General features: G+C 45.7%; 27 protein-coding genes and 1 pseudogene. 6 read left to right on the top strand and 22 right to left on the bottom strand.

Features of this window, described 5'->3' with window-relative positions; genetic code table 11:
• Positions 1-198 precede the first annotated feature (198 nt).
• Positions 199-1,629, top strand: a complete 1,431-nt coding sequence (sthA, locus tag ATG66_RS00485) for a Si-specific NAD(P)(+) transhydrogenase (RefSeq protein ID WP_098413480.1) — start codon at positions 199-201, stop codon at positions 1,627-1,629.
• 72 nt (positions 1,630-1,701) lie between these two features.
• On the opposite strand, the gene dinF is transcribed toward sthA, so the two are convergent.
• The 3 genes from dinF to lexA form a co-directional block, all read right to left on the bottom strand.
• Positions 1,702-3,045 (bottom strand): MATE family efflux transporter DinF, encoded by a 1,344-nt coding sequence (gene dinF, locus ATG66_RS00480; RefSeq protein ID WP_179885553.1) that lies wholly within the window; start codon positions 3,043-3,045, stop codon positions 1,702-1,704.
• A 55-nt stretch (positions 3,046-3,100) separates the two neighbouring features.
• Positions 3,101-3,895 carry a class I SAM-dependent methyltransferase gene (locus ATG66_RS00475; protein ID WP_098413478.1) on the bottom strand — a complete coding sequence of 265 codons (795 nt, stop codon included), beginning with the start codon at positions 3,893-3,895 and terminating at the stop codon, positions 3,101-3,103.
• 191 nt (positions 3,896-4,086) lie between these two features.
• Positions 4,087-4,710 (bottom strand): transcriptional repressor LexA, encoded by a 624-nt coding sequence (gene lexA / locus ATG66_RS00470; protein WP_098413477.1) that lies wholly within the window; start codon positions 4,708-4,710, stop codon positions 4,087-4,089.
• A 364-nt stretch (positions 4,711-5,074) separates the two neighbouring features.
• On the opposite strand from lexA, the gene plsB reads away from it, so the two are divergent.
• A complete protein-coding gene (plsB, locus tag ATG66_RS00460) occupies positions 5,075-7,501 on the top strand; it encodes a glycerol-3-phosphate 1-O-acyltransferase PlsB (RefSeq protein WP_098413476.1) in 2,427 nt (808 codons plus the stop codon).
• Positions 7,502-7,569: 68 nt separating this feature from the next.
• On the opposite strand, the gene ubiA is transcribed toward plsB, so the two are convergent.
• Entirely contained in the window at positions 7,570-8,424 is an 855-nt protein-coding gene (gene ubiA, locus ATG66_RS00455) for a 4-hydroxybenzoate octaprenyltransferase (RefSeq protein ID WP_098413475.1), read from the bottom strand.
• On the bottom strand, positions 8,425-8,964 hold the full coding sequence (locus tag ATG66_RS00450; protein WP_179885552.1) for a chorismate lyase: 540 nt from the start codon (positions 8,962-8,964) through the stop codon (positions 8,425-8,427).
• A 161-nt stretch (positions 8,965-9,125) separates the two neighbouring features.
• Here ATG66_RS00450 and ATG66_RS00445 point away from each other — a divergent pair, with 161 nt between their 5' ends.
• The gene (locus tag ATG66_RS00445; protein WP_098413473.1) at positions 9,126-9,536 is read left to right on the top strand and encodes a flagellar basal body-associated protein FliL; all 411 of its coding nucleotides are present in this window, start codon (positions 9,126-9,128) and stop codon (positions 9,534-9,536) included.
• Between the two features lie 96 nt (positions 9,537-9,632).
• Here the strand turns inward: ATG66_RS00445 and glpG are convergent, their stop codons facing one another.
• The 6 genes from glpG to ftsY form a co-directional block, all read right to left on the bottom strand.
• Positions 9,633-10,475, bottom strand: a complete 843-nt coding sequence (glpG, locus tag ATG66_RS00440; protein ID WP_098413472.1) for a rhomboid family intramembrane serine protease GlpG — start codon at positions 10,473-10,475, stop codon at positions 9,633-9,635.
• Positions 10,475-10,795, bottom strand: a complete 321-nt coding sequence (gene glpE, locus ATG66_RS00435; RefSeq protein WP_098413471.1) for a thiosulfate sulfurtransferase GlpE — start codon at positions 10,793-10,795, stop codon at positions 10,475-10,477. The genes glpG and glpE overlap by 1 nt, the downstream gene beginning before the upstream one ends.
• Before the next feature lie 491 nt (positions 10,796-11,286).
• The gene (gene rpoH, locus ATG66_RS00430; protein ID WP_098413470.1) at positions 11,287-12,144 is read right to left on the bottom strand and encodes an RNA polymerase sigma factor RpoH; all 858 of its coding nucleotides are present in this window, start codon (positions 12,142-12,144) and stop codon (positions 11,287-11,289) included.
• Positions 12,145-12,320: 176 nt separating this feature from the next.
• A complete protein-coding gene (gene ftsX / locus ATG66_RS00425; protein WP_098413469.1) occupies positions 12,321-13,289 on the bottom strand; it encodes a permease-like cell division protein FtsX in 969 nt (322 codons plus the stop codon).
• The gene (ftsE, locus tag ATG66_RS00420) at positions 13,279-13,953 is read right to left on the bottom strand and encodes a cell division ATP-binding protein FtsE (RefSeq protein WP_098413468.1); all 675 of its coding nucleotides are present in this window, start codon (positions 13,951-13,953) and stop codon (positions 13,279-13,281) included. Before ftsE ends, ftsX begins: the two co-directional genes overlap by 11 nt.
• Before the next feature lie 22 nt (positions 13,954-13,975).
• The gene (gene ftsY / locus ATG66_RS00415) at positions 13,976-15,175 is read right to left on the bottom strand and encodes a signal recognition particle-docking protein FtsY (RefSeq protein ID WP_098413467.1); all 1,200 of its coding nucleotides are present in this window, start codon (positions 15,173-15,175) and stop codon (positions 13,976-13,978) included.
• A gap of 228 nt (positions 15,176-15,403) precedes the next feature.
• Here ftsY and rsmD point away from each other — a divergent pair, with 228 nt between their 5' ends.
• Together rsmD and ATG66_RS00405 are read left to right on the top strand one after the other, a co-directional pair.
• The gene (gene rsmD, locus ATG66_RS00410) at positions 15,404-16,003 is read left to right on the top strand and encodes a 16S rRNA (guanine(966)-N(2))-methyltransferase RsmD (protein ID WP_098413504.1); all 600 of its coding nucleotides are present in this window, start codon (positions 15,404-15,406) and stop codon (positions 16,001-16,003) included.
• Positions 16,004-16,027: 24 nt separating this feature from the next.
• Positions 16,028-16,294, top strand: coding sequence for a DUF1145 domain-containing protein (locus tag ATG66_RS00405; RefSeq protein ID WP_098413466.1), 267 nt, complete (start codon positions 16,028-16,030; stop codon positions 16,292-16,294).
• 57 nt (positions 16,295-16,351) lie between these two features.
• Here the strand turns inward: ATG66_RS00405 and ATG66_RS00400 are convergent, their stop codons facing one another.
• The 4 genes from ATG66_RS00400 to ATG66_RS00380 all read right to left on the bottom strand — a co-directional run bounded on the left by ATG66_RS00400 (position 16,352) and on the right by ATG66_RS00380 (position 19,300).
• Entirely contained in the window at positions 16,352-16,936 is a 585-nt protein-coding gene (locus ATG66_RS00400; protein WP_098413465.1) for a YhgN family NAAT transporter, read from the bottom strand.
• A 106-nt stretch (positions 16,937-17,042) separates the two neighbouring features.
• Positions 17,043-17,264, bottom strand: coding sequence for a YecH family metal-binding protein (locus tag ATG66_RS00395; protein WP_179885551.1), 222 nt, complete (start codon positions 17,262-17,264; stop codon positions 17,043-17,045).
• Between the two features lie 78 nt (positions 17,265-17,342).
• Positions 17,343-17,963 carry a lysoplasmalogenase gene (locus ATG66_RS00390; RefSeq protein ID WP_098413463.1) on the bottom strand — a complete coding sequence of 207 codons (621 nt, stop codon included), beginning with the start codon at positions 17,961-17,963 and terminating at the stop codon, positions 17,343-17,345.
• Positions 17,964-18,931: 968 nt separating this feature from the next.
• Positions 18,932-19,300, bottom strand: a complete 369-nt coding sequence (locus ATG66_RS00380) for a DUF4145 domain-containing protein (protein WP_098413462.1) — start codon at positions 19,298-19,300, stop codon at positions 18,932-18,934.
• A gap of 327 nt (positions 19,301-19,627) precedes the next feature.
• Between ATG66_RS00380 and ATG66_RS00375 the strand changes: the two genes are divergently transcribed.
• Complete coding sequence (locus ATG66_RS00375) at positions 19,628-19,957, top strand: DUF2500 domain-containing protein (RefSeq protein WP_098413461.1); 330 nt, start codon at positions 19,628-19,630, stop codon at positions 19,955-19,957.
• Here ATG66_RS00375 and ATG66_RS00370 read toward each other — a convergent pair.
• The 7 genes and pseudogenes from ATG66_RS00370 to rhtB all read right to left on the bottom strand — a co-directional run bounded on the left by ATG66_RS00370 (position 19,954) and on the right by rhtB (position 26,594).
• Positions 19,954-20,967: an acyltransferase gene (locus tag ATG66_RS00370; protein WP_098413460.1), complete on the bottom strand. Its 1,014-nt coding sequence runs from the start codon at positions 20,965-20,967 to the stop codon at positions 19,954-19,956. The genes ATG66_RS00375 and ATG66_RS00370 overlap by 4 nt on opposite strands.
• A gap of 260 nt (positions 20,968-21,227) precedes the next feature.
• The gene (gene arsJ / locus ATG66_RS00365) at positions 21,228-22,445 is read right to left on the bottom strand and encodes an organoarsenical effux MFS transporter ArsJ (protein ID WP_098413459.1); all 1,218 of its coding nucleotides are present in this window, start codon (positions 22,443-22,445) and stop codon (positions 21,228-21,230) included.
• A 253-nt stretch (positions 22,446-22,698) separates the two neighbouring features.
• A pseudogene (locus ATG66_RS00355) lies at positions 22,699-23,182 on the bottom strand (phosphatase).
• Between the two features lie 12 nt (positions 23,183-23,194).
• The gene (locus ATG66_RS00350; protein WP_098413457.1) at positions 23,195-24,196 is read right to left on the bottom strand and encodes an ArsJ-associated glyceraldehyde-3-phosphate dehydrogenase; all 1,002 of its coding nucleotides are present in this window, start codon (positions 24,194-24,196) and stop codon (positions 23,195-23,197) included.
• Positions 24,197-24,241: 45 nt separating this feature from the next.
• Positions 24,242-24,577, bottom strand: a complete 336-nt coding sequence (locus tag ATG66_RS00345; protein WP_098413456.1) for a metalloregulator ArsR/SmtB family transcription factor — start codon at positions 24,575-24,577, stop codon at positions 24,242-24,244.
• Between the two features lie 155 nt (positions 24,578-24,732).
• Positions 24,733-25,953 carry an EAL and HDOD domain-containing protein gene (locus ATG66_RS00340; RefSeq protein WP_098413455.1) on the bottom strand — a complete coding sequence of 407 codons (1,221 nt, stop codon included), beginning with the start codon at positions 25,951-25,953 and terminating at the stop codon, positions 24,733-24,735.
• 23 nt (positions 25,954-25,976) lie between these two features.
• Entirely contained in the window at positions 25,977-26,594 is a 618-nt protein-coding gene (gene rhtB, locus ATG66_RS00335; RefSeq protein ID WP_098413454.1) for a homoserine/homoserine lactone efflux protein, read from the bottom strand.
• Positions 26,595-26,626 lie beyond the last annotated feature (32 nt).

Below are 26,626 nucleotides of genomic sequence, written 5' to 3'. Positions count from 1 at the left end.
AGAAAGATATGTTGCGGTACTAATCTTAACCGCGAGAACGTTACTATTGGGATGTCTCTAATTGCAATGTTCTCGATGTGATTTATTGACATATAACATCCCCCCCACCCTTTTGGTCAAATCTACGTGATCACTTCCACTCTCTCGCCGCCGTGACGTGTACCAATAGCGTAAATGAGTTAAAATCGCGCTAAAGCAATGTTAAGCAAATATAACAAGGAAGACATCATGCCGCATGTTAATCATTATGACGTAATCGTAATTGGTAGTGGCCCTGGCGGAGAAGGGGCTGCGATGGGATTAACCAAGGCGGGACTGAATGTAGCCATTGTCGAGAAAGAAAGCAGTGTCGGCGGCGGTTGTACACACTGGGGAACGATTCCATCAAAAGCGCTGCGCCATGCCGTCAGCCGAATCATCGAGTTCAATAGTAACCCGTTATTCTGTCGCAATAACTCCAGCGTACATGCCACCTTTTCTGACATTTTAGGCCATGCGAAATCGGTCATCGATAAACAAACACGTCTGCGACAAGGCTTCTACGACCGCAACCAGTGCAGCTTACTCTTTGGTACCGCCCGCTTTATTGATGACCACTCTATCGTCATCACGCAAAATGATGGCACAGAAGAAGTGTATTCTGCCGACAAGTTTGTGATTGCGACTGGCTCTCGTCCATACCAGCCTAACGACGTTAATTTCTTGCATGAGCGCATCTACGACAGTGATTCCATTTTAAGCCTGAAACACGACCCGCGCCATATCATCATTTACGGTGCGGGCGTTATCGGTTGTGAATACGCTTCTATCTTCCGAGGACTTGGCGTGAAAACCGACCTTATCAATACCCGGGACCGCTTGTTGGAGTTCTTGGATAACGAAGTATCAGATGCGCTGTCTTACCACTTCTGGAACAGCGGTGTGGTGATTCGTAATGATGAAACCTATGAAAAAATCGAAGGCACAGAAGATGGCGTGATCATTCACCTGCAATCAGGCAAGAAGATGAAAGCAGATTGTTTGCTGTATGCGAACGGTCGAGCGGGTAACACTGATAAGCTAGACTTAGATGCTGTCGGTCTAGAAGCAGACTCGCGCGGACAGTTAAAAGTAAATCGTAACTATCAAACCGATATCGCTCACATATACGCGGTGGGTGATGTCATTGGTTACCCTAGCCTCGCGAGTGCGGCTTACGATCAGGGACGCTTTGTCGCACAAGCGGTCACCAAAGGTCAGGCTGACAACTATCTGATTGATGACATCCCAACGGGTATCTACACCATTCCGGAAATCAGCTCAGTGGGTAAAACAGAGCAAGAACTGACGGCCGCGAAAGTACCGTACGAAGTGGGACGTTCCTCGTTCAAACACTTAGCGCGCGCGCAGATCGCAGGCAAAGACATCGGCAGTTTGAAAATTCTCTTCCACCGTGAAACCAAAGAGATCCTCGGCATTCATTGTTTTGGTGAGCGCGCCGCAGAAATCATCCATATCGGTCAAGCCATCATGGAGCAAAAAGGCAAAGCCAATACGATTGAATACTTCGTCAATACGACATTCAATTACCCCACCATGGCAGAAGCGTATCGCGTAGCAGCGTTAAATGGCCTGAATCGATTATTCTAGATGAGCAAGTTCGTCGTCGATAACAAAACAGCAGCCCATGGCTTGCTGTTTTGTCTTTATGCTCTCAGGTAATTAAACGAGAAAAGTGTCTTTACGCCATTGATAAAGAAAAATCACACCAAGACCAATACCACGCATCAACATAAAACTGGTCATAGCCAGCCAAAGCGCGTGGTTCTCCCAACCCGAAAATAGATAAAAGACCACGAAGAAGAAGCTGGTTGCCATAAACATACTGTTACGCATGTCCTTCCCTTTGGTCGCTCCGACAAAAATACCATCTAATAGAAAGCACCACATGGAAGCCAGTGGCATCACCACCAACCAAGGCAGATACACCGCCGCTTGCTGTTGCACAGGCTCAATAGTAGTGATCATAGCGATCAACGGCGATCCCGCCAGCCCAAAAACCGCCGTAAGCCCCAAACAGATAATCAAACTCCAGAAAAAAGTGCCCACCAGCGAGGCGCTGAGTTGTTGCCTATCTTTGGCGCCAATGGCTTTTCCGACCATCGCCTCCATCGCATAAGCAAAGCCGTCCATACCATACGAGATGATCATCAGAAAACTCATCAGTACCGCATTGGCTGCCACCACATCATCGCCAAAGCTTGCACCTTGAAAAGTCATAAAGCTAAACGCAGCTTGTAAGCACAAAGAGCGCAAGAAAATATCGCGATTGAGCTTCACAAAACGTCCGAGTCCGTGCTGGGTATCGACAAACAAACTTTTCGGTAAGGGTAACGCTCTCTCTCGCCAAGTTTTCCACACGCAAACAAGCCCAAACGCCATACCTGAGTAATCGGCAATGACCGAGGCTAATGCCGCGCCCTCGACTTTCCAGCCCAAACCAAGCACAAACAGAACATCCAGAGCGATATTAATCAGATTAGTGATGATCACCATCCACATTGGGGCTCGCGCATTTTGCGTACCCAGCAACCATCCGAGCAGCACAAAATTCATCAACGCGGCAGGTGCGCTCCACACTCGGATAGAAAAGTATTGCATCCCATAGCGTTTCACTTCTGCGCTGGCATCACTCCAACCAAACACTAAATCTGCAACGGGTTTGTGAGCCAATAAAAATCCCACCGCAAACAATACGGCCATTAAAGTGCCTTGCATGAATACCAAAGCCAGTTGCTTACGATCATCACTGCCATACGATTGTGCGGCCAATCCCGTGGTCGACATACGTAAAAAACCAAGCAGCCAAAATGTCACACTGATCATGGTACTCCCCAGCGCAACACCACCGAGATACCAAGCATGTTCTAAGTGGCCTATCACCGCCGCATCCACCAAACCAAGCAGTGGGACGGTAATATTCGACAACACCATAGGAATCGCTAAGGCTAAGACTTGGCGATGTACTTTTGGGTTAGATAAAGGAGAGAAAATTGAATTTGTCACAGGCACCTCATCAATAAGATCGACGAGTGTACCTGAGGGTTTAGGAACGCGCCAATTACCACTTAATATGGACGAGAACTGGGGTAAGGCGATATTTCAACGTTGGGATTTTGTTCAACCAACGCTGCCATACTTTCCAACGAGAGCAAAAGCGGTCAAACGGTGAGAATGCTCTAACCCATTGCCCCCACGGTATCCATTGCCAGACCTGTTCCGCAGGAGCTTCAAAACCGTGAGCATAGCAATCTGAGCCTAACTTTTTCCCCCACTTAGTTGCGGTTAAATCCCCGGCGAGTACCATACAAAGTTCAGCCGAAACAAAATAGCGGCCCAAGGTTTGAATAAACTTGGCAATTGCACGTTCAGTACAATCCAATAGCGCCATTTCACACAAAATGAGTACGGGTGCGTTCTCTGGAATGGCCAGAGATTCTAACCACGAGACCTCCTCCACACTCCCACAGCGATGCTCATAACGCTCATTTTTGTGGAACAAACGCTGGCGCCATATCAGGTTTTCCGTCACGTCGAGCTCTATCCAATGGCAGCGTCCGTTATCTAGACGGTAAAATCGGGTATCGAGCCCCGCGCCCACATTGATGATCCACGCATCAGGATACTGCTGTAAGAAATGGCTAATCTGTTGATCACATAACTGAGTCAATGTCACATGCAGCAGTTGCTTCTGCGCGATATCCCCATTCAGACAGTCTGGGGCCATCTTACAGCTCAGGCACGCTTTAGCCGCGATAGGATCATACACCAAGCCATTCTCAACCATACTTTCACGGCTACGCCATAATAGAGGTTTTAATAAATGGTTAGGAACTTGATGTTTAGACTGAGACATGAGCATTTCCTGCGCCAGAAAGAAAGCATTGATATGATGCAGATGATAATAAATATCAATTGCATTATCAAGCTCATAAGTAAGTCGACTGATTACGAGAGGAAATTACGGCGAGTTTGCAAAGACAGCAGAAGAAAAGGAAAGGGAAATAGAATATAAACAGCCCAGCAAGGCTGGGCTGTTATGCGAGCTTACATCCAGTCAGTATTACGAATAATCCCGACGGCTAGGCCTTCAATCGCCAAGTGTTGAGATGTTAAATCCACTTGAATTGGCGCAAACTCTTCGTTCTCGGCATGCAGTAATATGGTTGAGCCTTTACGCTCTAAACGCTTCACCGTCACATCATCATCAACGCGTGCAACGACAACTTGGCCATCTCTTACGTCCTGCGTTTTGTGCACAGCAAGCAAATCGCCATCCATAATCCCGATGTCTTTCATACTTTCGCCGTTGACACGAAGTAGGAAGTCAGCTTGCGGTTTAAACATCGCTGGATCGACTTGATAATGGGCTTCTACATGTTCCTGAGCCAGAATCGGCTCACCTGCAGCAACCTGACCAATCAGCGGTAACCCCTGATCATCATTTGCGGCAGTCTCGTCTAATAGGATACGGATCCCACGAGAGGCACCAGGAATAATTTCAATCGCTTGTTTACGGGCAAGCGCTTTTAGGTGTTCCTCTGCGGCATTTGCAGAGCGGAAGCCAAGCTCACGCGCAATCTCTGCACGAGTGGGTGGCATTCCAGTATCTTCGATTTTACTCTTAATTAAATCGAAAACTTGTTGTTGGCGTGGCGTTAACGGCTTCATGTCTCACCTGTCTTTTTATACAGTTAACTGTGAGTATATCCAGTAAATGTTCAAATGAAAACCCAATTGATTGTTTTTTAATTTATTTGCTCGGCTTTATGTACTCGTCCACCAGCGCCCAATCAAAGCATTTAAAACACCATGACTAAAGTTAATCAATGTAAAGCAACAACTTAGAAGTTAGACTAATTTGCAGCCAATAAAATTAAAAGGTTTGACCTGTTTCTGGTATCCTTTGCGCTTAAAATTTATCGCCTAGGCTTATTTCTATTGTCGAACTCCTATCTTTGCTCAAAAAGATGCGCTTTACGGACACAGAAATAAGGTTAGTCCTGTTTGAATACCTATTGAGGCTGTGAACTTTATGTCTTCTGGACCATCATTTTCACGTTCATTACTAAAACTACCTTTATCGGTAATGGTAAAGGGCACTGCAATCCCGTCGAACCCGATTGAAGATCTAAGCATCGACCTAGCTAAACCGATTGTGTATGCCCTACCGTTCCGCTCGAACGTGGATTTGCTGACACTGCAAAAGCAAGCCATGATTCTTGGCCTGCCCGACCCGCTCAGTCCACTGGAAATCAATGGCAAAACACTAAATCGTTTCGTCTTCATCGCTGCTCGTCCTACGGTGATGCACAACGACAACGATGTACCAACCGACTCTGTTTCTCTATTTACTGACTTACTTGAACTGCACAAACTGGACAGCGAACTGGATGTTCAAATGATCCCGGCGACCGTACTTTGGGGCCGTAAACCCGGTAAAGAAGAAAATCAAAAGCCTTACCTTCAGCCAATGAATGGGCCGCAAAAAGCAAAAGCGGTCATGGCGGCAGGTCGCGATTGCTTGGTCCGTTTTAGCCCGGTAGTATCGCTGCGTTACATGGCCGACTCCCACGGCACGGATAGCGCAATTGCACACAAACTTGCGCGCGTAGCTCGTATCCATTTCTCACGCCAAAAACTAGCTGCGTCTGGACCGAACCTTCCACAACGCCAAGTATTGTTTGCTCGCTTAATGAAGTCACCTGCGATTGAGCAAGCGATCGCCGATGAGGCAAAGAGTAAAAACATCTCTATTGATAAGGCCCGTAAAGAAGCCCATGACATCATGGATGAGATCGCCGCAGACTTTTCTTACAGTTTGGTGAAAAACGGTGATCGTATCCTTAGCTGGTTGTGGACCAAACTCTACCAAGGCTTGCACATCAATAACGCTTCGACAGTACGTCGCCTAGCGCAAGATGGGCACGAGATCGTGTACGTACCATGTCACCGCAGTCACATGGATTACCTTCTGCTTTCTTACGTGCTGTACCATGAAGGCATGGTGCCTCCACACATCGCAGCAGGCATTAACCTGAACTTCTTCCCCGCGGGTCCTCTGTTCCGTCGTGGGGGCGCATTCTTTATTCGTCGTAGCTTTAAAGGCAACAAACTGTACTCAACGATTTTCCGCGAGTACCTCGCTGAATTATTTGCTAAAGGTTATTCAGTCGAGTACTTCAGTGAAGGCGGCCGTTCACGTACTGGCCGTTTACTACAAGCAAAAACGGGCATGTTAGCAATGACCATCCAAGCCATGTTACGTGGTCTAAACCGTCCCGTTACGTTAGTGCCGGTATACATCGGTTACGAGCACGTAATGGAGGTGAGCACCTACGCCAAAGAGCTACGAGGGAAACGCAAAGAAAAAGAGAACGCTGGCCTGGTTCTGCGCACCCTACGCAAACTGCGTAACTTTGGCTTAGGTTATGTGAATTTTGGTGAGCCAATTCAGCTTAACCAATACCTCAATGAACATGCGCCAGAGTGGACCAAAGACATCGACCGCATGGGGGCTAACAAACCACAATGGATGAACCCGGTGGTCAACGACCTTGCGAACAAGATGATGACACATATCAACGATGCCGCGGCGGCAAACCCCTTGACACTGTGTGCGACTGCACTGCTTGCGTCTCGCCAGCGAGCCTTGTCACGTGACTCGTTGATCAATCAGATTGAGTGTTACTTAAAGCTGCTAAAAAACAACCCTTACTCGAGCACGTCGACGATTCCGACCGAAAGTGCCGAGGAGTTAGTCGATCACGCGCTGTCTTTGGATAAGTTTGTGATTGAAACCGACAGCATGGGTGACATTATTTCACTGGATCGCAGCCAATCGATCCTGATGACCTACTATCGTAACAACATTATTCACTTGTTTGCGCTCCCGTCATTGATTGCTCAAATGATTATTCGTCAGCGCAACCTCTCCGTCGAGAATATCCAAACGAATGTTACTCAAATCTACCCATTCTTGAAAAAAGAGCTGTTTCTCAGCTACCAAGAAGAGGAGTTGGATGAGCTTGTCGTCAAAACGCTGCATGAATTTGCCGAGCAGAACATGATCAGCCTAGATGGTGATAAGCTAGAAATTAATCAGTCCAATAACCAACCTTTAGTTCTGTTAGGCCGTACGATTACCGAAACGCTACAGCGCTACTCTATCGCGGTGAACTTATTGGTCGCTTACCCTGAACTGGGTAAGTCGGATCTTGAGCAAAAGAGCCAAGATATTGCTCAGCGTTTAGGTCGGTTGCATGGCATCAATGCACCAGAGTTCTTCGATAAAGGGGTGTTTACTGCGATGTTCAACACGCTGAAACAACAACGCTACTTAGATCATGGTGGTAACTGTGATACGAAGAAAACTCAGCAATTCGCAAGGCAGTTGTTCAGCCTGCTTTATCCAGAAGTGAGATTGACGATTGAAGAGAGTATCCATCAGCTTCAGTCGTAACCGTTTTATCATCTTCTAAAAGAAGAAAAAAGGCATCCAATCGGATGCCTTTTTCATTTTCATGTTGATTACCAGAACGCGACCAATAAACCTACCGCAATCACCATTCCCACATAGTTGTTATTTAAGAACGCTTTAAAACACAAATCACGCTCACGATGACGAATTAAGTGCTGTTGATACACAAACAACGAAGCGGCAAGGAGAATCGTCCAATAGTAGCTTTGACCCAAATGATAAAACTGACCTAGCCCCACCAACATCACTAGAGTAATTAACTGCAATACACCGATAATAAGCTTGTCATGGCAACCAAACAGAATCGCCGTTGATTTGACGCCTATTTTTAAGTCGTCATCTCGGTCTACCATCGCATACTGCGTATCATAAGCGATAGTCCACAAAGCATTAATCACAAATACAAACCACACAATGATCGGTAACTCACCCGTTTGCGCAGCCCAAGCCATGGGGATAGACCAACTGAAGGCTAAGCCTAAAAACAACTGTGGGATGTGGGTATAGCGCTTCATAAATGGATAAATAAAGGCCAAAGTCATGCCGGCGAATGACAACTGGATGGTGAGCGGATTCATGGTAAGTACCAGCAAAAACGAACTAATGCCTAATAAGAAGAATAACCCAATCGCCTCTTTGGCCGTCACTTTCCCAGATGGTAATGGACGTTGCTTGGTGCGTTTTACATGACCATCGACCTTACGATCGGCAAAGTCATTAATCACGCAACCCGCGCTGCGCATCAGGAAGACCCCTAACACAAACACGATCAGAACATCCCAATGCGGCATCCCTTGCGCCGAAATAATCAGCGCCCAAATTGTCGGCCACATTAGCAGCAATGAGCCAATCGGACGGTTCATTCGCGTCAGTTGCCAATATGCTTTGGCTTTTTCTGCGGACATTTACACTCTCTCCTTAGCGTAAACTGGTGAATTAGATAAAAACAACTCGGCAACTAACATTGGTTTGTGATTCATCCACAACCTTGAACGTCGCGCTAGCAAACGTCCTTGCGGCAAGTTCACCCATCCCATTTGCAGCGAGTCACGCTCCACATTATCTGCATTAAATACCGTTAACCCTAAGGGAATCTCCCCCTGCTGAGCCAAGTCATATTGCTGATCGACAAGCGTAGTTCGAGGAATAAGCGTACGTCCGATGACCCACTTGTTATTGTCACCACGCAAAATCACCTCTCTCAATAAGCAATCTTGCTCTGACAATAACTGACTTTCATCCGGTTTTAACGTCTTCGCAGTGACGATTTGATTTTGTAGCAATTCCACCGTTAATGCTTGGCAATGTTGCTTTAAACGACGTGACAAAGACCCTTGCTCTTCAAGCCAGTGCTTGGCAAATGTATTCGGAAATTCAAATTCTTCGGGGTTTTGCCACTCTACTTCCAATAAAGAAGTGAGATAGAGTGATGTTGGCTGATTCATACTAGTATTCAATTGGAGGCTTTATGCGTACAATAAAGCAACAACTTACCGTCCATATAAAAACATGTCACCGTAAGTCCTGTTATTTGTTATAGACGAGCCATTGTATCAAGACTGAAGCGATTCGAATATCGTGATCAAGAGAAAGAAAAGTTAGAAATATGCACAAACGTTATATCGCCCAGATTATTTTTGCGTTAACCATGCTGTTCGCTGCACCAAGTTGGGCTGAAACGGGAGATGCAGACTCCAAGTTGGCGTACTTCACCCTTGAACCCAACCTAACCACGAACTTTCACACCAAAGGTAAAAAGTTGGGCTTTGTACAATTACGCATCGATATCATGGTAATGAGCCAACAAGATTTATCTATTGTTGAACACCATCAACCTTTGATTCGTGATGCAGTGATTGAATTACTCGGTAAACAAACGGAAGATACGATCAAGTCACTCTCCGGTCGAGAGGATCTGCGTAAAACTTTGGTCACAACGCTCAACGAAACGCTATTGCCAGAAACCGGCAAAACGATCATTGCGGATTTATTGTTTACGAAGTACCTCTATCAATAAGCTTCGCTTCTGCAAGCACAAAAAAGACCGCTTTTTAGCGGTCTTTTTGCTTTACCCCAGACTTAGCACGTCATCATTCTTACTTACGGGTTGATATTATGCGTGCTGTTGGTATTTCTTTTTACCTGAGTCAAACAACGCAATGGCCATACCTGATAACAATCCGACTAAATGGGCGGTATTGGCAATCGCCATAAACGGCTGAACAAAGCCAAGAACCAACCACACAAGCATAAACACAATGATCGGTTTTGGTAGTGTGAGCCCTAAGTGCGGAAGTCGATACCCCAACACCCACAAGTAACCAAGCAACGCATACACGACACCAGATAACCCGCCAAAGTTCGCCCCTTCAACGTAAAATTGCCCTACACCAGATAGCGCTGCAGAAATCAGAAAGATTTGTAATAGCTTGCCAGAGCGAAGACAACGCTCAATGTCGCCGCCCAATTGCCACCACCACAATAAGTTAAATACGATATGCGCAACAGAGAAATGCAACAGAGCATGGCTCACCCATCGCCAAACTTGCCATTGTTGGCCTTCAAAGGCCGGAAAATGCAACGCAGTAAACACACCATGGCCAAATCCTATCATCTGTAAAAGATAGATAACCGCGCACACCATCATGATCAATAGCGTTACTGGCCCCGCTTTCGCTTTGATCATGCTCATGATACTTGGGCTTGAGTAATGAAATTGACTCTTACGAGTATCGGCAACGTCCCACGAGGCAGCACTGTATTTTGAATCCGACGGATTCGCCAAAAATTGCTTCAGTTCGGCTTGTGCTTCGATGTCGTACTGACTGTCCGTCAGCCAAAGCGCAAATTGTCCATCACCTTCAGGCATCATTTGGATGTCGATCTGGCGAGAAGCCATATAATCGATGAAGGCTTGTGCCATGCGTGGATTATTTAACGTTACCAATCTCTTCATTAACTTCTCACTACCGGTAGTTCTGCTCGATGCCAGGCTTCAAAGCCTCCATCTACACTGTACACCTGTTCAAAGCCTTGGTTAACTAAATATTGCGCCGCACCTTGGCTACTAATCCCGTGGTAACACATCACCAAAACCGGCTGTTCAAACTCCACCTCATCCATAAACGGAACCATCGTATCGTTGGTTAAGTGAAACGCAGACTCAGCATGCGCAACGGCAAACGATTGAGGGTCACGGATATCGACAAGTTTAGCCTCATTCTGTTCGAGCAGCGCTTGCGCACCTTGTACATCGATATGCTTAAACTGATCCATTTACTTTCTCACTGTCTTATTAATATACCCAAACAACCTCGAGATGAAATGCTTTAGCAAGCACCGACGACGTCACGTAAAATCTTTATCTTGAAGTCGTTTGGGTATACTGCCGCTATTGTAACCTATCCAAGGATAAACTTAGACACATGGATAGTCAGGGCTTTTAAAACTGAACATATTACAACCAGTTGTGGATAAAGCTGTGAATTACGTTGATAAAGTGTATTTGGATCTTTTGATCCACAACATGTAGTAATGATCCTGATCTAACTGTGTGTACTTTTATAACTATCCCCAGCGGGTAAAGGGCTTGAATCCCTTGCTTTGCCCGAGTTTCGAACAGTTGATAAATAATTAACACACAGACTTATGCACAGGTAGAGCATAAAATTAGATCGCAACCAGCCTCGATTTTCGATCGACAACAAAAAAGCCGAGATCATATGATCTCGGCTTTTTATACAATCTTAGCTTACGTCAAACGAAATTTAGAATTCGCCGACTGCCAGTTTGAGTTTTTTCATGGCATTTTTTTCTAGCTGACGGATACGTTCAGCAGAAACACCAAACTCATCCGCCAAATCTTGCAATGTTGCCTTATCGTCATCTAACCAGCGGGAACGAACAATGCGTTGGCTACGATCATCTAGGGTCGCTAATGCATAACCTAATCGATTGTTGGTGTGCATTTCCCAGTTCGCCGCTTCGATATTATCTGCCACGTCAGAAGACTTATCTTCTAGGTACAAGATTGGTGCCGTGTAGGCATTCGAGCTATCATCTTCATCAGTCGGCATATCGAAAGTTGAATCAATCGCCGCTAGCCGTGATTCCATTTCACGAACTTCAGAAGGCTCAACACCTAACTCGCGAGCAACGGTTTCTACTTCGCCGTTATTGAACCAACCTAAGCGTTTTTTCGACTTACGTAGATTGAAAAACAATTTACGTTGCGCTTTGGTGGTCGCGATTTTGACGATACGCCAGTTGCGCAGCACGTATTCGTGAATCTCGGCTTTAATCCAGTGAACAGCAAAAGACACCAAACGCACTCCCACTTCTGGGTTAAAACGCTTAACGGCTTTCATTAGACCGATATTGCCCTCTTGGACTAGATCTGCCATTGGTAGACCGTAGCCTGAGTAGCCACGAGCAACGTGAACAACGAATCTTAGGTGTGACAAAATTAGCCCCTTTGCCGCTTCAATCTCACCTTTGTAGTGTAATCTTTCTGCCAGCTCACGCTCTTCATCTGCAGTCAGCATTGGGTAGCTGTTTACAGAACGAATATAACTATCAAGGCTATCTTGCGTGACTAGAGCCATCGGATACGCTTTTTTTGTCATTCAATTCCTCATCAATCTCTGATCTGGAGTATTACATTGCAATTTAGCTTCGATATCTTGAACTCAAAATGAACAAGTTTCAAGAAGGGCAAGCAATTATCCATAAACAAATGGTCTAAACAAGGGAGCAAGATTAGCTTGTGCTAATAAATCCCGAGTAATAAGACCCCCATCACTTAAACTGGTTCAATTTCTTTTAAATGGCGCTGCGCAGAAATACGAGCAGCGATGCAACCTAAAAGGCTACCTAGGATGATTAACAGCAGAGATTCATCCCAGCTCAAACCAATCAAACTGAACTGGCTGTCATATAGTGCCGCTAAATTTTCTACCGCACTATTCATGATGATGGTCACCAAAGCCGTGACTAACCAAGCTATAGTCGCACCGAGTACACCAAACCACATACCAGTGTATAGGTAAGGACGTAGAATAAAACTGTCAGTGGCACCGATCAGTTTCATGGTTTGAATCTCTTCTTTATTCGCTAATACATTAAAACGCAATGTGTTGCCAACGATTAAAAATACCGCGCCCAACATCAGTATTGTCAGAGTAATAACAATAATACCAGCCAAGGTTTTGATCGCATCAAGTCGCGCTAGCCAGTCTTCGTCGAGCCGAACATCGGTCACATCTTGTTGCTGTCGCATGTCTTTGGCTAACGATTGAATATCGCCTTTCAATTCGGTGTCTGGCGTAATAACTAACACACCAGGTAACGCATAGCCGCTCAATAGACTGATTGCCTGATCAAACCCTGCATATTGGCTTAAATCGGACAGACCTTGCTGCGGAGAAATATATTCCACTTCTTTGACCAATGGCCAGGTCTCAATATCATCTTTGAGGACCATCACACGAGCATCAGGCATGCCTTCCACTAAGTAAGCACTAACTTGCGAGGGAGAAGCCACATCTTCCGCGGCTTCTGACGCATTCTTTCCTAACAGGTACAAACACGCAGGCATCGCAAGTGCCATAGAGATCACGGCCAAAGTGAGAATGTTGCCTAAGGGCCTTTGCCATAACGCTGAAAAAGAAGCTTTCGCCTGTTTGCCATGAATAGAGAAAAAACCGTCGGTATTTACACGCTTGGTACTACGGCTTTTGCCTTTCTTTTGGGAGCGATGATTACCGGCCATAGTCTTCTACCTCACTCAGGAAGCCTTGGTTTAATTCAAAATGACGATATTGTGGGCGAGTGTTTACTAATCCAACATCATGCGTGGCGAGTAAAATGGTGACACCCGCCCGGTTAAATTCTTCAAATAAACGCAACACACGGTTAGACAATTCTGGATCAAGATTCCCCGTTGGTTCATCGGCCACTAATAACGTTGGTCGGTTGACCACCGCACGGGCAATACCGACACGTTGTTGCTCACCGCCAGAAAGCTGGCTCGGTAAGCAACGGGCTTTATCAAGCAAATCCGTTTTGTCTAACGCCGCAGAAACACGACGTTTAATTTCGTTTTCAGAAATCGATTCGATGCGCATCGGCAGGGCCACGTTGTCGTATACACTGCGATCCATCAACAAACGATGATCTTGAAACACGATGCCGATATTACGACGCAAAAACGGGATGTCTTTGCTTGGAATGCGCGTGATGTTGTGACCATTGAAATGGATTTTGCCATCCGTTGGACGCTCTATCGCACATATCAGTTTCAACAAGGTACTTTTACCGGCTCCGGAATGTCCGCCTAAAAACGCCATCTCTCCGCGCCTAAGATGAAAGTCGACCTTCTGCAGTGCTTGTCGACCACCACGGTAAGCTTTACTCACTTGCTGAAATTTGATCACCGTTGCTTTCCTCTACGTTAAATTACTCTTCACGGCTAAACAGCGCGTCAATGAACTCTTGTGTTTCAAAAGGACGTAAGTCTTCGATGCCTTCACCCACACCAATGTAACGAATAGGAATGCCGAATTGATCGGCAATAGCGAAAATCACCCCACCTTTCGCGGTACCATCTAATTTCGTTAAGGTAATCCCAGTGATCGGCGCCACATCACTGAAAATTTTCGCTTGGCTAATCGCATTTTGGCCCGTAGCTGCATCCAACGTTAGCATGATCTCGTGGGGTGCCGAGTCATCAATTTTCTTCATGACACGCACAATTTTACGCAGCTCTTCCATTAGGTTCGCTTTGTTTTGCAGACGACCCGCCGTATCAGCAATCACCACATCCACACCACGGGCTTTTGCCGCTTCAATCGCATCATAGATAACCGAAGCGCTGTCGGCGCCAGAGTGCTGGGCGATCACTGGCACGTTATTACGCTCGCCCCACACTTGGAGCTGCTCTACCGCAGCCGCACGGAAGGTATCACCTGCCGCCAGCATCACTTTCTGGCCTTGATTTTGGAATTGTTTTGCTAGCTTACCGATCGTAGTCGTTTTACCTACGCCATTTACACCCACCATTAAGATCACGTAAGGCGTTTTGTTGCTGTCGATTTCTAGTGGCTGCTCTACTTTAGCAAGAATTTCTGCCATCTCTTCTTTCAGCAAACCATAAAGAGCTTCACCATCTTTTAAATCGCCGCGAGAGGCTTTTTCTGTCAGGTTGCTAATGATTTTCGTAGTGGTGTCCATGCCCACATCAGCAATAAGCAGTTGCTCTTCTAGTTCTTCAAAAAGATCGTCATCAATTTTTTTACCACTGAATAGACCAAAGAAACCGGCACCGATATTCGCTTTGGTGCGGCTTAGGCTACGCTTAAGTCGCGTAAAAAAGCTCTCAGTTGGCTTTTCTTGCTCTTGAACACGAGGCGCAACTGGCACTTGTGGCTCTTCTGCTTCTGCTTCTGCTTCTGCTCGGGCAGCCTTTGCCTTTTCAGGTTCTGGTTCAACTGCTGGTGTTTCTTCGGTTTGCTCAGCAATGCCTTCGTCTTGCTGCTCTTTCGAAGACTCGTCCACGACTTCTTCTGTTACAGTTTCTTCATTATTTGGTTTTGGGCTTTGTTCTTCATCGCCAAAACCTAGCCACGAAAGTAGTCCGCGCTTCTTTTTTTCCGTCATCTGGGGCTATCCTAGATTGTTCTTTTATCTATTAATGACTCTTTTTTGACAAGATTATTATCTGTCAAAAAGGCTAATGACAAAGTGGTGAAAACTGTCCAATTAGGCAATTCTAATCTTATTAGTGTTACACTCTGTCACCTTGAATGTTCTGGGCTGTATCCAAGCTCCAAGCGCAATGCTTGGGCGATTAGATATAGTATCACTTTATTAGCGGTCAAAAAATCTATGGTAAGACGTCGCCAGCAAAACTCATCACAAAAAAAGCCAACAACAGGCTTTGTTCGCATTATTAGTGGTTTATGGAAAGGCAGAAAACTCCCTGTTCATGACGCAGAAGGTTTGCGCCCAACCACTGACCGCGTCAAAGAAACCTTATTTAACTGGCTCGCGCAAGAGGTACCACAAGCGAAATGTCTCGACTTGTTTGCCGGCTCTGGCAGTTTAGGCTTTGAATCGGCCTCTCGCCAAGCAGAACACGTGACCATGGTCGAGCTCAATCCGCACGCCTTTCAGCAACTCCAAAAAAACGTCGCGTCACTGAATGCACGCAATATTCAAGTAGTGAACACCGATGCGCTAAGTTTTTTAAAGCAGTCAGGTACTGCGCATCATGTGGTATTTATTGACCCACCGTTTCGCAAAGGTCTACTGGATGAAGCTGTGACCTTACTGGAACAAAATGGTTGGCTCGCCGACGATGCGATGATTTATATTGAAACAGAAAAAGAACTCAATATTGCCGACTTACCCGAAAACTGGCAGCTACATCGAGAAAAAACCGCAGGCCAAGTGAGTTACCGTCTGTATGAACGAACCTCAGCATAACGCCTCGATTGAAAAGGACACTTAATGAAAGCACTAATTATGCTGGCCAAAACAGCTATCGCCTTTGTTTGGCTCGTATTGATCCTCAATATTTTTATGCCGTTCCCTGGCAATGCCGCCATCGCACTGTACATCATGACGGCGTTTTTATTCATCATGCATGGCTTACAAATGGCCATCTTCATCGGCGCATTTGGCGATAAAATTAATATGAGCAGTTGGGAGAAATATTCCATCCTTATTTTCGGCATTTTTGCCCTGCTCGATATTCGTCGTAAACACATGATATAAAAATTCAAATACAATAAAGCCGCTCACAAGAGCGGTTTTTTTATCAAGTTCATTCGCTTAACCAAGGTAACTCTTTACCCCATCCAAGAACATTTGGGTTGAAATCATTACCAGCAACAAGCCCATTAAGCGCTCAACCGCTTTTAGACCACGCTCTCCCAATAAGCGATTGAAGAAACTATAAAACATGAGAATAAAGCACGTCGCGCCCCACGCTATAATCACTGCAATTGACATGTCCAGCTTGTTATTCGGCTGTTGAGCAGCCAGTAGAAGGAGCGCGGCAATCACCGACGGGCCCGCGATCATTGGAATGGCCATCGGTACAATGAACGGCTCTTCACCCGCCGCGAGTCCAGTAATACTACCAGCACTGGGGAAAATCATCTTAATTGCGATGATGAATAGGATAATACCACCCGAGATGCTTAGGGTTTCTGGTTGGATACGCAAAAAGCTTAGAATGCTTTGTCCGGCAAACAGAAACAGCATCAAGATCAGTAAGGCAAATAGCAATTCGCGGATCAGCACTTTACGTCGACGCTTGGGATCAATGTGCTTGAGGATAGACAGCACTATCGGCAAATTACCGAGAGGGTCCATGATAAGAAACAGCATGGTCGCTGCAGAGAGAATGTCCATATTCTAGCCTCATATCAAAATGCCGGCCAGTTTATAGCAAAGTCATCATCTAAGTACATGACTAAGGGCGAAATCTAACCATTCACCCTCATGTCAAGCCCGCGGCTTAGTGATTGCAGACACGCGCCATATTAACCAAAAATTTGCCGTTTAATTCACGGATCTTGTCGCGCTTTAGTAAAAACGCTAACAAGGCATCTAAGTCTAAACCATTCAATTTGCAGGTATGGAAACGCACAGTTGGGCCAAAGTGCTCAGCAAGCTCTTCGCGGCCCATTGACGTTTCACGAAGCAGGTTTAGTAGATCGTGGGCATGGATTTCACTCATTATTGACTCCAGTCATCAAGAACAACCCGACCAGTTTACTCAGAAACCAGAACCATACTTTGACTTAAATTAGGGTCTTCAGTAAATAATCGAAGCTACGATTAAAGCGTGGGCAAAGAAGTAGCTACCACTGACCCAGAGATAGGCATGTTTCATTGGTTTCCGATAACCGTGAATAGCATAAGCCAACGCAGAATAGGCCATGACTAAAGTACCACTGAAGCCCATAGCATTCGCATAGCTCGGTGCTTGCAACCAAACTTCCCCCGCCGCCCAGGCAAGCTGCACCAACATGATGCCCATGATCACGACAGGAAAAACCAAAGAGTCGAGTTGAGGCAATAATAAAAAAAACGCCACAATGCTAGCCGCCAACAATAAGGCTAATAGCCACCAGATAATATCGCCATTCAGTTGCACCCAAAACGATTTGCTATAACAAACTTGAACAACCAGATAAGCAGCAAAATAAATCAGCTTACGGGCTCTAAACGAGTGCAGCGTATCCGCCAGCATAGACACAACCAGCCCACCCGCGACCCAGTAAGCATGCGAAGCTGCGGCTCCTTGTGTCAAGACAAGCACCAGTAGAAGAAACAGAGTCAAGATTTTAAACACGAGCGATTGTGTCAGGCTTGCCTGTTTTGTTCCCAACACTGAATACACACCTGATAGCCCTATCGCCAGCCAACTCCACATGCTGTATACACCTTTTACGTAAACTCGCCGCTAGTCTAGATAGACCAGTTTTGATGTAAAGTCACAATCTGTGAAAGTTGGAGCTCGCTAGCGATTCGAAACATTTTGTCGCCCTCAATACGCCAATCCACATAAGGGCTAAACCCGATTTCACGACCAATCAATGACACTAAAAACTGGTTACCCAACCAGCACTTTGTACGTGTATAAAACAATAAGAACAAATAACAAACACACACAAGAAAATCATAGCCCTAGCGGTTCAAGAAGACAAAAACCATCGGCTATAGATCACAAAAAACACTAAGTGGCCCATTATTTTAGTCACAAAAATGTCAGAAAAAATAATAAAGCAATGATATATAAGCACATAAAAACCATAAAACACAAAAACACAACCTTCATTAATGCTTAAGCTGCTAAGGCTCTTTTCCCATTACAATCTTATCTTCAAATAAGAAGCCGACGCTTTGAACACCACTTCTTACTTTCACTTGGCATAGCACAACTTAATATTTTCTCAACTTTATAGAAACACAGACAAAATAACAACCAACCTAACTCCTGAAGCAAAAATCAATTAAAACCAATTCTGTTAACTACTTTTAACACATTAAAAACAACAACTTAAGCTAGGATAAAACGTTTACAGCATAAAGAAAAACCTTTAAGAGCAGAACAAAAATACAATTTACTTAGTCAAAAATAGGCAAATAAAGACAGGTTAAGTGTTGTTTTTGAAAAGATCTCACCACATATGTTGATCAACCTACAAAAACAGTGCTATATTATTAACATCAAGTTCATCAAAGATTAAGGGGTAGTGTTATGATTTCATCTTCTCAAAAACAAGGGCTGGTAATGATCGCAGTGGTTATGGGTTTAATGACACTGCCGATGATGTACTGACCAATAATTGATAAATAAAAAAGGACGCCTTGGCGTCCTTTTTTATTTGTCAATTTTTTCTACTGTATATACTTGGACAAAATATCCCAATGCATATAGTAAAAGCCAAGAGCAGCAAGCGTGATCAGCGTCATTAATAAAATAGCCACACGCCAAATAAAGCGAGAACTTCTTGGTGTGAGCTCTTTCTCACAAGCGTCACATGCCGCCATGAAACCGGTGCGGTCATTCAGCTTATAATCGTCTTCGTGAACCACTTTATTGCGCACGGTAGCGATAAAGCGAAGTTTTGCTATCACATCGTGTGGTAAACGTTCTTCACAACTGTTGATAAGTTGATGTAACCCTTTCCCTTCTGCATGGTATTGAGTACGCAAAAGCTTTTCGATCGTTCGGGTACGCATGACTACCTTTTCAATATCTGACATCGCAACCCTCCTTACCAGACCCTTCCTATTTTCATCATTTTTATTCTTCTATAAATTTAGAGCTTTTTCGAGCCGTTAAGTGCAATTTTACTTTCAATTTGCGCCCTTGAACGCATATAACCAGACAAGTGCAGGCAGCTTGGTTCAGCTAATCATGACTTGACTGGTAGACGGCGCAACGATTGACGGCTCCTCTTGGAGATAAACCGTGAAGTGTGCCGAATAAAATTCACCTCTCTCTCATTAGATGATGAATAAGTTACCTCAACTCATCGATTAATCAATGAGTTCTGTAGAATAGAAGCTAATGAAACATTGGAGGTTAACATGCCAATCTCACTTATTGTGGCGCTTTTCGCTCTTATCTCTTTGGGCGCATGGGTCTTTTTTCGTTTCTATAGTAAACATTATGTAGGCGAAGAGGCTCCCGAGCAAAGTGCACAAGTGACCATTTTAGATAAACAGACTATCGACATCCCTGACGCGCCACCAAGTCAAGACGACCACGAGTATTGGATTTACGTCCAGCGTGGGTCGATTGGACCTAAACGTGAATTCCAAATTGGAGTGCACTATTACCATGCACTCAACCCAGGCGACAAAGGGACATTAACGTACCGTGGTGACAAGTTTCTTCACTTTGCCATTAAACGTTAAGGTAATAACCAACGAGTCTTGGCAGAGCGAGAAACGAGATAACTCATCGCCAAGGCTCCTGCTCCACTGAGCACAATCCACAATGGGATCACCCATCCGGGATGTCCGCTATACCAACCAAACTCTTTCATCGGCCACAAGAAAATCGGATGAAGCAAATAGATCCCCAAACTATGCTGGCTGATCACGCTCACCACTTTTTGTACTTTTGGCCACAACCCTTCCCCGAAATAACGCCCCAACATGAACATCATCGAAGCCGCTAAAATAACGTTAAGCGTTTTGTAGGATAACCAGCGTCCAACGGTGTACTTCTCCGCTTCTAAACTATTTGTGACCACCATGGTAAACGTCAGAGCAAGAGCGACGACCCCAAACCCAGTGAATAACGAGACCATTGAGCGATGTAATGGCACCTTCTGAAACAGTACATAACCTAATGGTAAGTAGCCCATATACAACCACATTTGGTTGCTCCAAGGGCCGTCTATCTTGAACAAGAACAAGGTACTTGTGAAAAGCCAAAACGCTAAATAAGTATAAAGTACATTGTCATCCACATTACGCACCATCCATTGGAATAACGGGATCACCAAGTAAAGCGGAATGAAGTAATAGAAAAAACCCAAATGGTAATAAGTAGCGTGAAACGGGCTATTGGTCACGACTTCTTTTACGGTTTCAAAGTCAAACCCTTGCGCCGTCCAACCTGATAAGTACGCATAAAACATCGACCAAACAAGAAAAGGGACCAGCACCTTCCCCAAGCGCCTCTTGATATAATACTTGCCATCAAAGGGCCGAGTATCACTAAGCATCAAAGCGCCTGTAATCAAAATAAACACAGGCACCGCCCATCGGGTGACACTGTTTACCCCAACGGCCGTGAGCCATTGGTCAAACGCAATTACGCCTAATTCATTTCGATAAGGCGCCAAGACATGAATAGCGATCACGGCCGCCGCCGCTATACAGCGCAATAAATCAAAAAACAGAACCCTTTCTCTCATAGCTGTGCCTACTTTGAATCGCTTATCGTTTATAGCATAGGGCAAATTTCAGTCAGTGAAATGGTTAACAATCTGTTTTTGCTTATTTTTAACTCAACAATGACCTATAGCGTGGATTTCATCGGCAGCCCAATCAATGACTAGAAGGAAGAACAAAGCATGTATGTAGCATCGCGAGGCATCATCGACACCGATTGGTTAGATCGCTTATGCTCCAATAAACTCAAAATGGCTCCAAATCGGAGCCATTTTGCCGATATTTAAGCCGTAACGACGTTGGATTTTGGCAACTTGATCGAGATCAGCGTCGTCAGCGCTAAGAACACACAAGATACCCACAAACATGCCGCTAAACCCGCTTCTTGATAAACCCAGCCCGACAGCACAGTCCCAATCAACCGTCCCATCGCATTGGCCATATAATAGAAGCCTACATCCAACGAAACACCATCACCTTTGGCATAACTGACAATCAGATACGAATGCAGAGAAGAGTTGATGGCAAAAACGGCACCAAAAATCATTAAGCCAACCACAATCACTCGCTCAGGTTGCCAGCCAATTTGTACGCCGTAAGCAATAAAGCCAGTGACCAATGCAAGCATGCCCGCCCAAACTAATGCCGCCCTACCATCAGGCACATGGCCTTGCGCTTTGCCAGTAATACGCGGCGCGAAACCTTGCACAAAGCCGTAAGCAATCACCCACGTCGCTAAGAACCCTCCAACCCATAAGTGATCCCAGCCGAACACACTGCCAAGATACACTGGCAGAGCGACCACAAACCAGACATCACGAGCTCCAAATAAAAACATTCGCGCGGCAGACAAGATATTCACTGATTCCGATTTGGAGAAGATTTGGCGAAATTTCGGTTTGCTTTTCGCTTTGCCCATATCAGCTTCTAGCCAGATTAGGCTGCAAACAAACACGACCGCCAACACACCCGCCATAATAAACATCGAGTTTTGGAAGCCAACCCAAGACAGCAGTAAGCCACCAACAAAAAAACCGGCACCTTTGAGCGCATTTTTCGACCCTGTCAAAATCGCCACCCATTTGTACAGTGCCCCCTGCTGCCCATCTGGGACTAATGTTTTAATCGCGCTCTTTGCACTCATCTTGTTGAGGTCTTTGGCAATACCAGACATTGCTTGCGCCGCCATCACCCAAGGGATCGTCAGCCACGCATTCGGTACCGTGAGCATCAGCAACGCAAAAACTTGCATCGCCAAACCGATATTCATGGTTTTATTCAAACCTAGTCTGGCGCCAAGCCAACCACCAATCAGGTTGGTAAGCACACCAAAAATTTCATAGAACAGGAAGAGTGAAGCAATGGCTAAGGTGGAATAGCCTAAGTCGTGGAAATAGAGCACCACCAGCATACGTAGCGCACCATCTGTCACCGTAAAGTTCCAATAATTAAACGTCACTAACATGTACTGACGAATACTTTTGCTCAGTTGAGAAATCATATTGACCTCATAAGTACAGCGATAGAAGCATTTGGTTCGCCATGTCCTAAATGCCTCTTAACCTGTACACCAACATTGAGGTGTTCAATGCGGGTGTAATTTCACAAATAGCTCAGACTCAACAGAAAAATAAAATTCACAATAAAAACAAAGAACCAATTAAAGTCATTCTTACCTTATTGCAGACACACTTTTCTAAACCAGCCCGAACATCGCTTTGGGATCATGACATTCCAAAAACGATTTAAGCTGTTCAAACGCCTCGAGCTACGCGTTCGATGTACTCCACTTGCACAGGTTTAGTAAACGCACCAGGGCGTAAGGCCTGCACTTCACGTACGATATCGTCCAACGCCCACTCTTTCTCAAGCAGCAAGTGGGCCGCGAACAAACCTGTGCGACCCGAACCGCCTCGCGACTTTGCCACCTTGAGCCAGAATGGCATGCAACTCCGGGCTCAGTTGTTGCCATTTAGCGGCAAATTCTTCGCTTGGTGCGCAGTCATCCTCAATCTCGATCTGGAACCATTTCATCTCCAGATGCTGCGTCACATCACCGAGTTCAGAGACGCCTTTTGACGCCAACTCGCGATTGTCTAATGCGGTTACCACAGCTTGAACGCCTTGCGTTTTTAACTGCTGTAAAGACGTTTGCAAATCCACGCCTTTGGTCCCGGGGCATGGTGTCAGTACCAAGGCACCTAAATCTAACTCTAATTGCCATGTAGGATGAGCCATCTTGAACTCCTGTTATGCTAAGCCAACGTTACGAACCAGCTCTGCGGTGCGTGTCGCGTAGCCCATTTCGTTGTCGTACCACGCATAAATTTTCACCATCCGTGATCCCACCACCATGGTCGACTGCGCATCAACGATGGTTGAGCGTTGGTCGCCTTTATAGTCGATAGACACCAATGGGCGCGCTTCAAAACCAAGGATGCCTTTCAACTCCCCTTCGGATGCAGCTTGCAATAGCGCGTTGACTTCTTCGACGGTGGTATCACGTTTCACATCAAAAATAATGTCGGTCAGCGATGCGTTAGCCAAAGGCACTCGTACGGCATGGCCATTAATTTTGTCTTTCAAGTCTGGGAAAATTTCGACAATCGCCGTCGCACTGCCTGTTGTGGTCGGGATAAGGCTCATGCCACAAGCGCGGGCTCGGCGCAGATCTTTATGTGGTGCGTCTAAAATGGTTTGCGTATTGGTTAGATCGTGAATCGTAGTAAAAGAAGATTGCGCAATCCCCAACTTCTCATGAATCACTTTCACCACTGGCGCAATACAGTTGGTGGTACAAGACGCTGCGGTCACAATGCGGTGTTTCTCTGGGTTGAAGATATGATCGTTGACCCCCACCACAATATTCGCCACCCCCTCTTCTTTAACTGGCGCACTCACGACCACTCGCTTCACGCCTTGATCAAGATATTGATCTAAGAGTGACGTTTTACGATGCACGCCCGTTGCTTCAATCACCACATCACAGCCTGACCAGTTGACGGCATCAATATCGCGCTGTTGTGTCGTGGCAATACGCTTGCCGTTGATAACCAGCGCATTGTCTTCAACTTGCACTGCATGGTGCCAGCGGCCCTGAACGGAATCGAACTCCAATAAATGGCCCAGAGTGGTAGCATCACCCGCGACATCGTTGATCTGCACAAATTCCAGCTCTGGCCAGTCAAACGCTGCACGTAATGCCAAACGACCGATTCGACCAAACCCGTTGATTCCTACTTTAATCGCCATAATTCTCCCCTTTAAACTCTTTTAACTTGAAATATCTGTGTGTGGTTAGCAGCAAGCCTCACGACTTTTATCCTGCAGGCGTGCAATGTCATCTTGGTACTCTTGCTTCAAGCAATTCGATGCGACTAAGTCGTCAATTAACTTGTGCATCCAACCCGGCAGCTGCTGCGACAGTTGGTAATACACCCACTGTCCCCGGCGCTTATCCACCACGATGCCATTGGATCTTAACTGGGCTAAATGACGCGACACTTTGGGTTGGCTTTCTTGCAAGGCAAACGCTATGTCACCGACGCAGGTTTCACCTTCGCGGGCCACCAGCATTAAACAACGCACCCGAGTCTCATCGGACAAAAGCTTGAAAAATTGATGTGGAAGCATAATGAATATACTCATATATGGATATGCGCATATATTTATTTAAACACGCTCAACCGTCAAGAGCTGAGCGCTTATCTTCATAAAAGTTTAATCTTCCAGAGAATCGAAGAGGATTGGTTCTGCGGCAAGAGTTTGAGGCCATTCACCGTTACGATTTACACCGTAATGCTTTGGCTCCAACGTACCGCCTCACCCAATGAAAGCTTGACCTCTTCTAAAGAGAGCCCCAATTGGGTAGACAATTTCTCGACTCCCAACCAGTCAGCGCGCTCATAGCACTCTTCAAGAGAAATGAGCGCTCCATACTCTCCTTCTCGATGTAACAGAGCCTGCTGGGTTGTGTCGCTCAGTGGCAGCTGTTGGACTAAAGCTTCCACCGATAAATCGATCATAGCTCCTAACATGGACAATAGACCAATCATGAAGCCTTGCTCATTGAGGCGGGAAAAGGGCTGGTAACGTGACATCAGTTGGCAAAATTGCGCACGCTGTAAGGAGAGATGATAAAGTTCTCGAGGTTTATTGCTGGAGATGTACGACGCCACCACCAAAGAGACAAATTGTTTAAGGTTATCTTGACCAAGGTAAATTAATGCTTGACGAAACGAACTGATTTCAACCGCCAGATTCGGCGCCTGTGTATTCACAAAGCGCAATAATTTATACGACAACGCAATATCTTGGATAATGATGGCTTCAATGCGTGCGAAGTCTGGCTCTGGGAGACACACTTCGCGAAACAGCTGCAGCGCCAACACTTGCTTTGGGCTAACGTAGTTCGTTTTTGAGACCAATGGCTTACTAAAAAAGTAACCTTGGAAGAATTTAAAACCCGCCGCTTTGGCCTGCTCAAACTCTTGTTCGGTTTCGACACGCTCAGCAAGAAAGTGGTATTTGACCCGCTTAGCGAGGTGTGCTTTCACCAGTTCACACGCTTTTTCTAGCCCCATGGCCATAATATCGAGTTTCACGATATGCACATAGGGCAAAAAGCGCCGCCACTCTGGCGTTAAGGTGAAATCATCTAGGGCGATCAAATACCCCTCTCGATACAAGTCGCGAATGACTTCGAGAAGCTCCTCGGTCGGTTGGCAAGTCTCTAACACTTCCACGACGATTTTGTTTTTCGGCAAACTGTGTGGCAGACGACGCACCAAGCTTTGATGAGGAAAGTTGATGAAACATCGCGACGAGGCAATTATCGGATTGGTGCCTAACGATAAGAAGTTTTCGACAATCAATCGGTATGTCGCTCGGTTTGACTCAATATGCGCAGGGTATGCGTTACTCTCCCCATCTCGAAACAACAATTCATAGCCCAGCGTTTGTCTTTTGCGGTTAAAGATAGGCTGGCGAGCGACATATGTGGTATTCATACTAAAGAGGACCTATGAATGACTTATGATTTTGCAACCGCTAATAATGCGCCACAACTCATAAACATGGAACCGAAGACTTTGTTTATTTTACCCATGACTTTGTCTGAACGGATAAAGCGCCCCATTTGCGCCGCTAAGGTGGTGTAACCCAACATCACACAAGCATCAATGACGACCGTTGTAATGCCCAACACCAACAACTGCGTTAATTGATCTTGGCTCGGGTCAATAAATTGTGGGAAGAGTGCCACCAAGAAAACAATCGATTTAGGGTTGGTCAAGTTGATTAAAATGGCCTTGTACAACAGTGCGGTGCCTGACATGGCCTTATGACTTTCAGCCGTGACTAAACTGGACGTATCACGCCATTTTTGAATACCCAGCCACACTAAGTAAGCCGCGCCCACCCATTTAATCACGGTAAATGCCGTTGCCGATTGCGCCACCAAGGCGCCTATGCCCGCCCCAACTAACGCAATGTGGATCGCTAATCCAATTTGTAGACCAATAATCGCCCCTAGTGATTTGCGCGTACCATAGCTCAAGCCATTACTGATGGAATTGACGGTACCCGACCCCGGTGCCAAACTAAAAACGATTGCTGTTACCACATAAGCGAACCAGACGTGGGTATCCATTGCATTTCCTCATTAATTCTTCGATGATACAT

The organism is Vibrio sp. ES.051, from assembly GCF_002563795.1.
In the GTDB taxonomy this organism is placed as follows: domain Bacteria; phylum Pseudomonadota; class Gammaproteobacteria; order Enterobacterales; family Vibrionaceae; genus Vibrio.
Note: the sequence above shows the minus strand (reverse complement) of the source record. Positions and strands in the feature narration are given on the sequence as shown.